This window comes from Syntrophorhabdaceae bacterium (assembly GCA_028698615.1).
Lineage (GTDB): Bacteria > Desulfobacterota > Syntrophorhabdia > Syntrophorhabdales > Syntrophorhabdaceae > Delta-02.
Genome location: JAQVWF010000002.1, coordinates 1 through 12,644, shown reverse-complemented (window position 1 = coordinate 12,644; position 12,644 = coordinate 1). Strand labels below are relative to the sequence as shown.

The window sequence follows — 12,644 nt, the reverse complement described above, 5'->3', positions numbered from 1 at the left end:
GCACGGAGAATGCTTTAAACGAAAGAGGAAAAAACGATGGAATGGATAGAGATCATACGCCTGAGAACACAGCCCGATGTCGAGCCGTCGGTGATAAAGTGGTTGAAGGATCTGGTGCACGGCATCACCGGCACACCCGGTCTCAACGATGCGCGTATCTACACTCATTCGGCCGTTCCCGGAGACGTGAGCCTCCACATCATGTGGAACACCGTGCAGGAGATATTCACGGAAAGCGAAGTGGGATTGATGGCTGCCGAGACGCTCAAGAAGTATGGCATCCTCGATCATACCGTGTGGCTCATGAAGGAGTTGAACGGCCGAAGCGCACACCAGCAGGTGCTCGGATGACATCCATCGAATTATTCATCAGATACTGCGGTTTATCAAGGGCAGGAAATGTGAGGCACCGAAAATCCCTCATCTTTCCTTTCCATAATGTGAGTCGGGGAACGTGAAGAAATGTCTGACCTGATCCTGAATACGCTGACGCTCATACTGATCCTCATTCTCGCCTCCACGACTATCTGGACCACCTCCCAGCCCTCTCCACGCACACGATCGAACTCCCGCTATCGCTACTTCACTCCTCCCCTACCGGCAGACGAAACCACCGCTGCCGGCAAGGATTCCACCTGGTGTACCCGAGGCCATGTCCCCGACTCACAAATTTTGCAGCTTCGGCTCTGAAGGAGCCATCTTTAACATACCATCACCCCCCCCTTATGCGTTTTTAAATGCCCCCGGCGCCTCCCGGGGGCAACCCTTTTAAAGAGGCTGTTTCTAAAATACTTCTTGACCTGAGGAGGGTTATTCGATATATTTTTATCGATACTTTTTTATAGATATGACATTATCTAATCAATGAAAGGGAGGTACGAATGACAAACGTGGAGGGCAAGAACGATCTTCCAACAAAGCCCATCCCCGAACCGACGTTGAGAAGGCTCCCTCTTTACTACCAGTACCTGAAGAAAGTACGCGGCCAGCAGAAGGGGGACTTCATCTCCTGTACGCAGATCGGCAACGATCTGAGCATACTTCCCATTCAGGTGCGCAAGGACCTGGGAGTCGCCGAGGCCGTCGGGAAACCGAAGCTTGGCTATGACATCGAAGAGCTTATCTCCATAATTGAGGAATTCCTCGGGTGGAATAATACGAAAGATGCCTATCTCGTCGGCGTGGGTCACCTTGGGACGGCGCTCCTCGGGTTCGAGAGATTCAAGGAATACGGCCTCAATATCATAGCCGCCTTCGATATCGACAAGGAAAAGATCGGCCAGACCATCCATGGCGTCAAGGTCTTTCATCTCGGGAAGCTTCCCAACATGGTAAAACGCATGGGCATTAAGATCGGTATCCTTACCGTCCCTGCAACTCCGGCCCAGGACCTCACCAACGAAATGGTCAATGCGGGCATACGGGCCATCTGGAACTTCTCTCCGGTGAGGGTGAACGTCCCTCCCGACATAATCGTCCAGCACGAGAACCTCGCCTCGTCTCTCGTGGTTCTGGCTAAAAAACTGACACTGGCAAGAAAAACTCAATCGTAAGGACGGGATGAAACAATGGAGACAATACGAAAATTTGAACGTGTGTGCGACATCATCGACCACAACCAGCGAAACGCCGCCAGGCTCATACCCATTCTTCAGGCAGTGCAGGCGGAATATCGTTACCTGCCGGAAGAGATACTGACATTCGTCGCAACATCCCTGGGGATCTCCCCCGCACGGGTCTTCGGGGTGGCAACCTTTTATTCGCTCTTTACCCTGAAACCCAAGGGCAAATACGTGATAAGGGTATGCAACGGGACGGCATGCCACGTCAAAGGCTCAATGGGCCTTTATGAGGCTATCGTGAAGAAGCTTGGTCTTGGCGAGGGAGAAGACTCCACCTCTGACATGCTCTTCACCGTGGAAACAGTCAATTGTCTCGGCGCCTGCGGCCTTTCGCCGGCCATGGTCGTCAACGATGATGTCTATGGTCAGCTTACTCCGCAGCGGGTATCGGACATTGTCGACGAGATCGTTCTCAAGGAGGCGCAAAATGAACCTGATGCTCACGGGGCTTAATAAGATCAGCAACGATTTTCTTGGCCGCTCGGCGGCTGCCTCGCACCGTATCCTCGTCTGTGCGGGAACGGGATGCCTGGTGAATGGATCCCTTAAGGTGTACGAGGGATTCGTCAAGGCGCTCAAGGAAAGCGGACTCAACGCCATTGTTGAGCTCACGGGAGAAGAAGAGGGTGTCTTCGTGTCGCGCACCGGCTGCCAGGGTTTCTGTCAGATAGGACCGCTCGTCACCATCCTGCCGGAGGGCATCTTCTATACAGGGGTAAAGCCCGGCGACGTTGCCGAAATAATAGAAGCAACCATCAAGAAAGGGGACGTGGTGGAGAGGCTCCTCTACGTCGAACCCGATTCGCAGAACATGTGCCGCACCAAAGATGAGATCCCTTTTTACCGGACACAGCGCCGCTTTGTGCTCTCCAACTGCGGGGCGACCGATCCTGAGGACATTGGCGAGTATATCGCATCCGGCGGATACAAGCAGGCGATCCGGGCCTATATCGATATGAACCCTGAGGAGATCTGCCAGCTTATCTTTGCGGCAGGCCTGCGCGGTCGGGGAGGCGGCGGTTTTCCCACGGGAAGAAAGTGGGACGTGGCTCGCCGCGAAACGAACGCGAAGAAATATGTCATCTGCAACGGTGACGAGGGAGATCCCGGAGCCTTCATGGATATGGGCATCATGGAAGGCAATCCCCACAGCGTCATCGAAGGCATGATCATTGCCGCCCGCGCCATCAATGCCGATGAAGGGTTCATCTATGTGCGAGCCGAATACCCGCTGGCGGTCAAACGCCTCCGCAAGGCCATAGACGACGCGTACCGTGTCGGCCTTCTTGGAAAGAACCTCTTCGGATCGGAACAGGCATTCAATCTAAACATAATGGAAGGTGCGGGTGCCTTCGTCTGCGGAGAGGAAACGGCCCTCATAGCTTCCATTGAAGGGAAAAGGGGCATGCCGTCGCCCAAACCGCCCTTTCCCTCTATCAGCGGCCTCTGGGGAAAACCGACGGTCATCAATAACGTGGAGACCCTGTCGCAGGTGCCCCTCATCCTGGCCGTCGGCGCCGACGAATATCGCAAGATGGGCACCAAGGAATCGCCGGGCACCAAAACCTTCGCCCTTACGGGCCATGTGGCAAATTCGGGCCTCATAGAGATGCCCTTCGGCTCAACATTGCGGGAGATAATCTACGGTGTAGCAGGCGGCATGACCTCCGATACGGGCAAGGCGGTGAGCGACGGTTTCAAGGCCGTTCAGATTGGCGGCCCTTCGGGCGGATGCCTCACCCGCGACCACCTTGACCTCCCCATCGACTTTGATTCGCTTAAAAGCGTCGGCGCCATGGTCGGCTCCGGCGGGCTTGTCGTCATGAACAAGAACACCTGCATGGTCAGCGTCGCGCGTTTCTTCATGCAATTCACCCAGCACGAATCATGCGGCAAATGCGTTCTCTGCAGGGAAGGCACGAAACAGATGCTGTCCCTCCTCGACGACATCATCGAGGGGCGGGCGACAATGGAGACCCTCGATCTGCTGGAAGATCTTGCGGTTGCCGTCCAGAAAGGCTCGCTGTGCGGGCTTGGCAAGACAGCCCCCAACCCCGTGCTCTCGACATTGAAACATTTTCGCGACGAATACATGGCACACGTGCGGGACAAACGCTGTCCCACGGGAAAATGCAAGGCCCTGGTGAGGATCACCATCGATGAAGACCTCTGCAAGGGCTGCACGCTCTGTGCGACCAAATGTCCCGTCGGCGCCATATCGGGAGAAAAAGGGAAACCCCACCGCATCGACCAGAACATATGCAGAAAATGCAACATCTGCGTGGAAGCCTGCAAATTCAAGGCGATCAAAGGAGACTGAGCAATGAACGGCACCGTTGTCTATATAGATAATAAAGAGATTCCCATCGAGAACGAACAGAACCTCCTGGAGCTTGTCAGGAAGGCCAGGATCGACCTGCCCACCTTCTGCTACCACTCGGAATTGAGCATATACGGCGCCTGCAGGCTGTGCATGGTGCAGGTCGAGGGTATGGGCCTTGTCCCCGCCTGTTCCACCCCGCCTACCCCCGAAATGAAGGTGAGCACCAATACGGAAGAGATACGCAAGATGCGCAAGATCATAGTGGAACTTCTGCTGGCCAACCACAGCCAGAACTGCCCCACCTGCCAGAAGAGCACCACCTGCCAGCTTCAGGCACTCGCGCGGCGCCTCGGCATCACCAAGGTACGCTTCAAGAACCAGCTCAAGGAGATGCCCCTCGACGAATCATCGCCATCCCTCGTCAGGGACCCCAATAAGTGTGTCCTCTGCGGCGACTGCGTCCGCATCTGCTCCGAGGTCCAGACGGTTGGCGCCATCGATTTCGCATACAGGGGCGCCCAGACGGTGGTCATACCCTCTTTCGGAAAGGCGCTCGACCAGGTGGAGTGCGTCAATTGCGGCCAATGCGCCCGCATCTGCCCCACCGGCGCCCTCACCCCCCGGTCGGAGGTCGAGGAGGTCTGGCAGGCCATTCATGATCCCTCGAAGGTTGTCGTCGCCCAGGTTGCGCCCGCCGTCAGGGTGGCCATCGGAGAGATGTTCGGGCTTCCCCCCGGCACCACCACAACGGGACAGATCGCTGCGGCATTGAAGGCCGTGGGCTTCGATAAGATATACGACACCTCCTTCACCGCGGACCTCACGGTTTTGGAAGAAAGCAACGAATTCATAAAGCGCGTCACCGCCGGCGACAGGATACCCCAGTTCACATCGTGCTGCCCGGCATGGGTCAAGTTCGTCGAACAGTACTACCCGGAGTTCCTCAATCACCTCTCGAGCTGCCGCTCGCCCCAGCAGATGTTCGGCGCCCTCGCCAAGGAGATGCTTTCCAGTGAGCTTGATGTCAAACGCGAGGACATCGTCGTCGTATCCATCATGCCCTGCACAGCCAAGAAATTCGAGGCGAAAAGACCGGAGTTCGTCAGCGACGGTGTGCGGGACGTGGACCAGGTCCTCACCACCCAGGAACTGGGAAGGATGATCGAGGAGGCCGGCCTCCACTTCAAGGAGCTTGGACCGGAATCTTTCCACATGCCCTTCGGCTTCAAGACAGGGGCCGGGGTGATATTCGGCAATTCCGGCGGTGTCAGCGAGGCGGTTCTGCGCTATGTCAGCGAGAAGTTGACGGGACAGAAACACGACACCTACGAGTTCACGTCCGTCCGTGGCGATGAGGGCATCCGCGAAGCAAAGCTCTCCGTTGCGGGCAAGGAATTCTCCCTCGCCGTCGTGAGCGGTCTCGGCAACGCGAGGCGCGTCCTCGAGAGGATACGCTCCGGCGAGACGCACTACGACCTTGTCGAGGTCATGGCATGCCCCGGCGGCTGCATAGGCGGCGCGGGCCAGCCCGTGTTCACCGATCCCGGGGTCAGGAAAAAGAGGACAAGAGGCCTCTACGAGAACGACCGGATGCTGGAGCTCCACAAGTCCCAGGACAACCCCTATATCACGGAACTCTATGGCACCTTCCTCGGTGACGTGGGCGGCCACAAAGCCCATGAACTCCTCCACACCAGCTATCGCACGCGCAAGCGCATCTTCGACGAGGACGTGAATCTAAGCTTCGGCGGCGAGAAAAGCGTGGACGTCAGCATCTGCTTCGGCACGAGCTGTTTCCTCAGGGGCTCCCAGAAGCTCCTCCACGATATCCTTGAGCACATACGCTTGAGGGGCCTTGGCGCCAGAGTGAACGTAAAAGCGTCTTTCTGCTTTGAAAAATGTGACAAAGGGCCCACAATAAGGGTAGGGAGCAGGATCATTGAAGGCTGCACAATAGAAAAAGCCATAGAGGCTATCAAGCGCGAGGGGGTGGACCTCGCCGAAGAGGTAAGACAGAATGCATGAGATAGCAAAACCGCAGATCGTCTTCACTTTGACCGCCCGATGCAGGGACTGCTACAGGTGCCTGCGCGCCTGTCCCGTCAAAGCGATCCGCATGCAGAACGGCCAGGCGTACGTAGATGAACAGCGCTGCATTGCCTGCGGCACCTGCATACGGGAATGCCCCCAGCAGGCGAAGACATTCCGCAACGATATCGATGTGGCCCGGCGCCTTATCGATGAAGGGCATTTTGTCGCGGCCAGCATCGCCCCGTCCTTTGCCGCAGTCTTCAACAAGTGGCAGTATTCGCGGCTTCCCTCGGCCCTGAGGGCCCTCGGCATCCGCTACGTGGGGCAGACATCCCACGGGGCATACCAGATATCGCTCCAATCCCGGCGTATCGCGGAAGAAAACCCGGCACGGCCCCACATAGCAACCGCCTGCCCTGCCTTGATAAACTACATCGAGAAATACCAGCCGCAACTGGTGGACTACCTCATGCCCCTCTTATCCCCCATGGCCGCCCATGCACGCCTTCTCAAGGAAAAGCTCGGCAAGGAGACAAAGGTGATCTTCATCGGCCCCTGCGTTGCCAAGAAATCGGAGCTGAACCGGCCCGAGGTCGCCGGCGTGGTGGACTGCGTGCTCACATTCAAGGAACTCAACGCCTGGCTCCTTCAGAAGGGCATCGACCTGTCCATGTGCGAGGAGAGTAATTTTGACGAAAAACCCGTCCACGAGGCACAGCTCTACCCCCTTCCGGGCGGCCTCATCAAGACAGCGGGCCTCAGCGATGACGGGCTCAATCTCAAGCTCCTGCGCGTCGACAGCATCCAGGGGGTACGGGAGCTTCTGAACGGGATTGAGGAAAACTCGGAACATGCCATCATCGAACCTCTTTTCTGCAGCCAGGGCTGTATCAACGGCCCCGGCATAGACCCCGGCAAGAACCTCTTCGACCGCAGGCGCGACATCATCGAATACAACACGGAGACGCAAGCCATCTCGGTCACGCCCGAGGCCGCGGACGCGGAGCTCTTCAAGGCGACATTCAGTAAGGCCGACAGCGGCAGTTCCCCCGACAGCGTCACCGAGGAGCAGATACAGAAGATCCTCGCCCAGACCGGGAAACAGGATCCAGAGCAACAGCTCAACTGCGGCGCCTGCGGCTATGACAGCTGTCGGGAAAAGGCCATCGCCGTCGCGCTCGGCATGGCGGAACCGGAGATGTGCATCCCCTACATGAGGCGGCTTGCGGAAAGGCGCACGGACCAGATCTTCAGCACCACGCCCAACGGCGTGCTCATGCTCGACGACGAACTGAACATCCTCGGCATGAACCCCGCATTCAAGAAGTTCTTTTCCTGCAGCGACGTCATCCTGGGAAGGCACATATCCTATCTTATGGACCCGGCCCCCTTTGAAAAGCTCATATCGGGCGTCACGGAGACCCTGGACATCACCGTCCTGCACCGTCCCTATAATCTTCTGTGCCGCGAGCTCTTCTACATGCTCAAGGAGGAGAGGCAGATCGTCGGTATCTTCATCAACATAACGAGCCAGCAGGAACATGAGAAGAAGCTCAAGGAGATCCGTTCTCAAACCGTGGAACAGGCGAACGAACTTCTGGAACACCAGATAAAAATGGCCCAGAACATTGCCCAGTTCCTGGGCGAAAGCACCGCCCGCGGCGAGGAACTGGTGAGAAAGCTGATGAGTCTGAGCGAGGGCGATGAAAACAATCCCCGATGAACCGAGAAAATACATCGAGGCATCAAACGCCCAGGTAGCGAAGAAGCCCGGCGGGATATGCGGCGACTACATAGTCACTGAACGCACGGCCGAGGCAACCACGGTTGTCGTGGCCGACGGCATCGGTACAGGCGTCAAGGCCCGGGTCGCAGCCGTCATGTGCGCGTCACGGCTCATGGAACTCATCCGCCTCGGTTTCACCCTGCGCGAGACATGCCGCAAGATCGTCGATACCATGCACGCGGCGCGCACGACGGACATTCCCTTCGCCGCTTTCTCCGTATGTCGCGTGCTCGTAAGCGGCCACGCCACGGTCATGTCCTACGAGATCCCCTCTCCCATACTCATCAACAACCGGCTGGCCGCATACCTGCCGAAGCAGCGCGTCTTTCCCATGGGTCTCGAGATGGTGGGAGAGGTCAACTGCATGCTCGAGTACGGCGATAGCATAGTGATGGTCAGCGACGGTGTCAGCCAGGCCGGTCTCGGCCAGCAATACCGGATGGGCTGGGGTATTCAGGGAGCCTGCGACTTCATAAACAGCCTCCTCGTCCAGGGTACGCAGATAAGAGACATACCAGGGAGGATCGTTGCCAATGTGCGGGACATTTCGGGGGCGACCTACGGGGATGACACCACGTGCAGCCTCCTGCTCTGCCGCGAGGCGCAGGTCCTCAACGTCCTGACGGGACCGCCCGCCCGGAAATCTGACGATGGCAGGGTTGTCGGGGAATTCATGCAAATGAAGGGAACGAAAATCGTCTGCGGATCGTCCACAGCCGAGATAGTCGCCCGCAATCTCGGCGTGCCCATTGAGATCAAAAACATGTCAAACGCCTATCATAAACCGCCATCTTATGATATAAAGGGTATAGACTATGCCACGGAGGGTGCGATCACCCTAAACCAGGTGTACAACATCCTGGGAGAGGCACCCGAGAAACTCGAGCCTGATTCATCAGTTTCAGATCTCTACAGGTTCTTCCACGCCTCTGACACGATCAACTTCCTCGTTGGAACGGCAGCAAATCCGGGACACGAACATATAGTCTTCAGACAGATGGGTGTATACCCGAGAGATTTTATCGTCAGGCTCCTCGCGGAGAAGCTGAAGTCCATGGGGAAACTGGTGAATATCATATATTTGTAGCGGGGCGCGAAACGGGCGGCACACCGCCCTCCCCCATATAACAGAAGGAGAAAACATGACAGCTGGAACACCACTTGACTTTTTCAACGCAGCCGATTATTTCGTGGATCGCAACGTCCGCCAGGGACGGGGCCATAAAACGGCCGTGTACACGGAATACCGGAACTACACTTACAACGACATGCAGAAAATGGCCAATAAGACCGCCAACGCTTTCCGCGAGGTCGGCGTAACAGTAGACGACCGGATCTTGATGATCATGCTGGACGTACCCCAGTTCTATGCCGTTTTCTGGGGCGCCATGAAGATCGGCGCCGTCCCCATCCCCGTCAACACCATGCTGACACCCGAGGATTACGAGTACTACCTCAACGACAGCCGGGCAAAGGTGCTCGTCGTTTCCGAACAGCTCCTGCCCATCCTTGCAAAGATCAAGGGCGACCTTCTCTACCTTCGCGACCTCATCGTGATATCCGAAACCCGAGGTGCACACATCCCCTTCAAGCAGAAATACCGCCATGCTCCCAATACGGTAAAAACGGAGTTCACCACGAAGGACGACGTCGGCTTCTGGCTCTATAGTTCCGGCTCAACGGGTTCGCCCAAGGGGGCCATACACTCCCAGTACGACATGGTGGTCACCTCCGAGTCCTTCGCCAAGGGTGTCCTCAACATAACAGAGGACGACATCGTCTTTTCGGCGGCGCGGCTCTTTTTCTCCTACGGTCTCGGCAACGGCATGTATTTCCCCATGTCCGTAGGTGCCTCGGCTGTCCTCAATGCTCACGCGCCTTCACCGGAGAACGTATTCAAACATCTCGAGAAGTTCCGTCCCACCATTTTCTTCGGCGTGCCGACCCTCTACGGGCAGATGCTTGAGTACAAGGCCAGGGAGGACAAGGAAAAGGGGACCAAGAAGATTAACCCCAACAGCCAGCATGAGCTGTCATCGGTGCGGGTATGCGTTTCCGCCGGCGAGGCTCTGCCCACGGACATCTTCGAGCGCTGGAAAAAACGCTTCGGCATCGAGATCATCGACGGCATCGGGTCCACGGAGATGCTTCACATATTCCTCTCCAACCGCCCCGGCGACATCAAGCCGGGGTCCACGGGAAAACCCGTGCCCGGCTACGAACTGAGACTCGTCGACGAGAGCGGTCAGGAAGTCCCCAGGGGAGAGATAGGGACGCTGCACGTCAAGGGCGACAGTGCCGCCCAGCAGTACTGGCGCAAGCGCGAGAAGACGCGGGTCACGATGCAGGGTGAATGGGTCAACACGGGTGACAAATACTACGTCGACGAAGAAGGCTACTACTGGTGTGCCGGCCGCGCTGACGACATGCTCAAGGTCGGCGGTATCTGGGTCTCTCCCATCGAAGTGGAGAACTGCCTGAGCCAGCACCCGGCTGTTTTCGAATGCGCCGTCGTCGGCGCACCCGATGCGAAGGGCCTCGTCAAACCCAAGGCCTTCGTCATGGTGAGGGAAGGGTACGAGAAGACCGAGGAACTGAAGGAAGAACTGAAGAAATGGGTCCTCGACAGGCAGGCAAAATTCAAATATCCCCGTTGGATCGAATTCGTCGACGAACTCCCGAAGAGCGCAACCGGCAAGATCCAGCGATTCCGGCTGAGGTAGGAGAACGGTTTCAGATTTCAGGTAAAAAGTGAAAAACCCTTCCTGCTTTATCTGGCAGGAAGGGTTTTTATTACACCTTATACCTTACACTCTGCACTTCACGCCAAGGAAAGTTTAAACTTGAATAAGAACGATGCCCGCGGTATAGATATACAACCGGTTGCCATCATTGATATAACAGAGCAACGGGGCAACGCGGCGAAGGAAGGCTGTGCCATCCCGGGAAGGCCAATGCGGGGGTTTCAGGATCCCTGGCCCCCTTCCCCATCATAACGCACGCGGGAGGACTGAAACATGGCAGGATCGTTCTTGAAGGCGTTGATCATCTCCGCATTGATCATATCACTGCACGCTGTCGCAGATGCGGGACCCACCAAAACCGCCGGCTCCAGGCAGCAATCCTGTTCGAGCTGCCACGGTGACTTCTCGTCGCTCCTGCCGGCGAAGCATCCCCGCGTTGCAGGAAAGGACCTCAAGGCATGCACGTCCTGCCATGCTTCCGACACCGGGAACAAGGCAAAACCGAAACCTTATTCCGCAAAACTTCACCTCTCTCACATGCAGCCGGGCAATGAACTTGACTGTCTTGTGTGTCACACCTGGCGGCCGGGCAAATCCTTCGGTGTAAGAGGAGCCAAAAAACCTGTCGGCGTTCTTTCACGGGAAAACATGGATGAGATGAAAAAGGTCTTTGCCTCCTGGACCGCCTCCAAATATCTCGACGCCCATCACGGCAAAAAAAATGTGACCTGTTCCGGCTGCCATGAAAAATTGCCCGAGCCGGGTGACTCCGTCGAGAACGACCGCTGCCTTGGCTGCCACGGAGACATGGAAAAGCTTGCCGGGAAAACGGAGCCCGGGGATTTTCCCGACAGGAATCCCCACAAGTCCCATCTCGGCACCATCAATTGCACCGTATGCCATAAAGCGCATGCGGCGTCGAAGACCTACTGCCTCGAGTGCCACAAGAATTTCCAGATGAAGATACCCTTCGGGGAAACTTCGACGGGCGCGAAAGCGGGGGGACAGACGTCTGGTGACGTTTCCCGCAAAACAACTGAAAAGAAGTGACCATGACGAGAGCGCTCTCTTTGGTCCTTGCTGTCTCCATCGCCCTTTGCGGCATCGCATGCGCCCAGAATGAGAAACCGGCAGGTATCGTTTCGGAGAGGAACATGGAATTCAGCGACCCTTCACAAACGATACGGGTGACCCCGGGGGAGACTTTTTCCATAATCCTCGAATCGAATGCGACAACAGGATACACCTGGCGGAAGGAGAAACAGGCCGCGGGCCGCGTCGTAACACTCACGGGCACCGATTATATAGCGCCCCGGACGAATCTTCCCGGGGCCGGCGGCAAGCAGCGCCTGACCTTTAAGGCCGAATCACCGGGAACGGAAAAGCTGACCTTCCATTACCTTCGCCCATGGGAAAAGGGCGCCGAACCAGCGCGGACGGTGAGATTTACGGTGGCGGTGGAGTAAGGACCTTTCTGTGACGCTCATTTCAAGGCCCGCATCTGTTCGTCCAGTTTGCTGTATCGTTCATCGAAATTGCTCTTTGCCGTCTCGCGGTCCTTCACCCGGCGTTCCTCTTTGAACCCAGGGAAACCATAGAGATTGTCGATAAACTTCAAGACCTCGGGGATGGTGCGCTGCGCCCTTTCGTCCTTATCCGCAGCCAGGAAAAGCTTTCCCTGCAGCGTTACCCAGACGGAAAAAAGGGATGTCCTCCTGTCCTGATACTCCTTGTCGTCAAGGTTTGCCCGTGCGTCCATCTTCATCACGGGGCCCGTCGACTCCCAGAGCTCCTTGACCCTTTGACCCGGTGTGCCTTCCTCGGGAACCGTAAAGGCTCCGGCTTTTGCCTGACGGGACTGAGGCTCCGCCTTTGAGCCGGCGGATGCCGGTCCTTCCTCTCCCGAGCCGCCGCAACCAGACTGGGTGAGGAGAAGGCAGGCAACAGTAAGGATGCGGACTACGTCGAAGATCTTCATGGCGCCTCCTGGAGAAAAATCCCTGCGCAGAACGTCAAGTACCGAATATAGCATTCGGACAAGAACATTGCAATACACCCTCGGGATCGTATCGCCATCGTCGCGGCGGGCCTGTTTTTTTGTTGTTGCCATGACCGTCCGCAGTGGTATAAGATAGGGG

11 protein-coding genes are annotated in these 12,644 nt (G+C 56.8%); 10 read left to right on the top strand and 1 reads right to left on the bottom strand.

Annotated features, from left to right (window positions below; genetic code table 11):
* Window positions 1-36: 36 nt before the first annotated feature.
* From PHC90_01210 to PHC90_01165, 10 genes are all read left to right on the top strand, one after another.
* Window positions 37-351 carry a hypothetical protein gene (locus PHC90_01210; protein ID MDD3844957.1) on the top strand — a complete coding sequence of 105 codons (315 nt, stop codon included), beginning with the start codon at window positions 37-39 and terminating at the stop codon, window positions 349-351.
* Between the two features lie 530 nt (window positions 352-881).
* Window positions 882-1,553, top strand: coding sequence for a redox-sensing transcriptional repressor Rex (locus PHC90_01205; protein ID MDD3844956.1), 672 nt, complete (start codon window positions 882-884; stop codon window positions 1,551-1,553).
* Between the two features lie 15 nt (window positions 1,554-1,568).
* On the top strand, window positions 1,569-2,075 hold the full coding sequence (gene nuoE / locus PHC90_01200; GenBank protein MDD3844955.1) for an NADH-quinone oxidoreductase subunit NuoE: 507 nt from the start codon (window positions 1,569-1,571) through the stop codon (window positions 2,073-2,075).
* A complete protein-coding gene (locus tag PHC90_01195) occupies window positions 2,050-3,942 on the top strand; it encodes an NADH-ubiquinone oxidoreductase-F iron-sulfur binding region domain-containing protein (protein ID MDD3844954.1) in 1,893 nt (630 codons plus the stop codon). Before nuoE ends, PHC90_01195 begins: the two co-directional genes overlap by 26 nt.
* Before the next feature lie 3 nt (window positions 3,943-3,945).
* Window positions 3,946-5,970 (top strand): NADH-dependent [FeFe] hydrogenase, group A6, encoded by a 2,025-nt coding sequence (locus PHC90_01190; GenBank protein ID MDD3844953.1) that lies wholly within the window; start codon window positions 3,946-3,948, stop codon window positions 5,968-5,970.
* Window positions 5,963-7,699 (top strand): [Fe-Fe] hydrogenase large subunit C-terminal domain-containing protein, encoded by a 1,737-nt coding sequence (locus tag PHC90_01185; GenBank protein ID MDD3844952.1) that lies wholly within the window; start codon window positions 5,963-5,965, stop codon window positions 7,697-7,699. Before PHC90_01190 ends, PHC90_01185 begins: the two co-directional genes overlap by 8 nt.
* Window positions 7,680-8,849, top strand: coding sequence for a SpoIIE family protein phosphatase (locus PHC90_01180; protein ID MDD3844951.1), 1,170 nt, complete (start codon window positions 7,680-7,682; stop codon window positions 8,847-8,849). Before PHC90_01185 ends, PHC90_01180 begins: the two co-directional genes overlap by 20 nt.
* A 55-nt stretch (window positions 8,850-8,904) precedes the next feature.
* Window positions 8,905-10,485: a benzoate-CoA ligase family protein gene (locus tag PHC90_01175; GenBank protein MDD3844950.1), complete on the top strand. Its 1,581-nt coding sequence runs from the start codon at window positions 8,905-8,907 to the stop codon at window positions 10,483-10,485.
* A 294-nt stretch (window positions 10,486-10,779) separates the two neighbouring features.
* Window positions 10,780-11,556 (top strand): cytochrome c3 family protein, encoded by a 777-nt coding sequence (locus tag PHC90_01170; GenBank protein ID MDD3844949.1) that lies wholly within the window; start codon window positions 10,780-10,782, stop codon window positions 11,554-11,556.
* Between the two features lie 2 nt (window positions 11,557-11,558).
* Entirely contained in the window at window positions 11,559-11,972 is a 414-nt protein-coding gene (locus tag PHC90_01165) for a protease inhibitor I42 family protein (protein ID MDD3844948.1), read from the top strand.
* 17 nt (window positions 11,973-11,989) lie between these two features.
* Here the strand turns inward: PHC90_01165 and PHC90_01160 are convergent.
* Window positions 11,990-12,644 (bottom strand): hypothetical protein (locus PHC90_01160; protein ID MDD3844947.1); only part of this gene is annotated, 655 nt, incomplete at its 5' end.

What these genes read in the sequence shown, in the direction of transcription:
- PHC90_01210 (MDD3844957.1), top strand. Translation starts at nt 37, where the DNA reads ATGGAATGGATAGAGATCATACGCCTGAGAACACAGCCCGATGTCGAG.
- PHC90_01205 (MDD3844956.1), top strand. Translation starts at nt 882, where the DNA reads ATGACAAACGTGGAGGGCAAGAACGATCTTCCAACAAAGCCCATCCCC.
- nuoE (MDD3844955.1), top strand. Translation starts at nt 1,569, where the DNA reads ATGGAGACAATACGAAAATTTGAACGTGTGTGCGACATCATCGACCAC.
- PHC90_01195 (MDD3844954.1), top strand. Translation starts at nt 2,050, where the DNA reads ATGAACCTGATGCTCACGGGGCTTAATAAGATCAGCAACGATTTTCTT.
- PHC90_01190 (MDD3844953.1), top strand. Translation starts at nt 3,946, where the DNA reads ATGAACGGCACCGTTGTCTATATAGATAATAAAGAGATTCCCATCGAG.
- PHC90_01185 (MDD3844952.1), top strand. Translation starts at nt 5,963, where the DNA reads ATGCATGAGATAGCAAAACCGCAGATCGTCTTCACTTTGACCGCCCGA.
- PHC90_01180 (MDD3844951.1), top strand. Translation starts at nt 7,680, where the DNA reads ATGAAAACAATCCCCGATGAACCGAGAAAATACATCGAGGCATCAAAC.
- PHC90_01175 (MDD3844950.1), top strand. Translation starts at nt 8,905, where the DNA reads ATGACAGCTGGAACACCACTTGACTTTTTCAACGCAGCCGATTATTTC.
- PHC90_01170 (MDD3844949.1), top strand. Translation starts at nt 10,780, where the DNA reads ATGGCAGGATCGTTCTTGAAGGCGTTGATCATCTCCGCATTGATCATA.
- PHC90_01165 (MDD3844948.1), top strand. Translation starts at nt 11,559, where the DNA reads ATGACGAGAGCGCTCTCTTTGGTCCTTGCTGTCTCCATCGCCCTTTGC.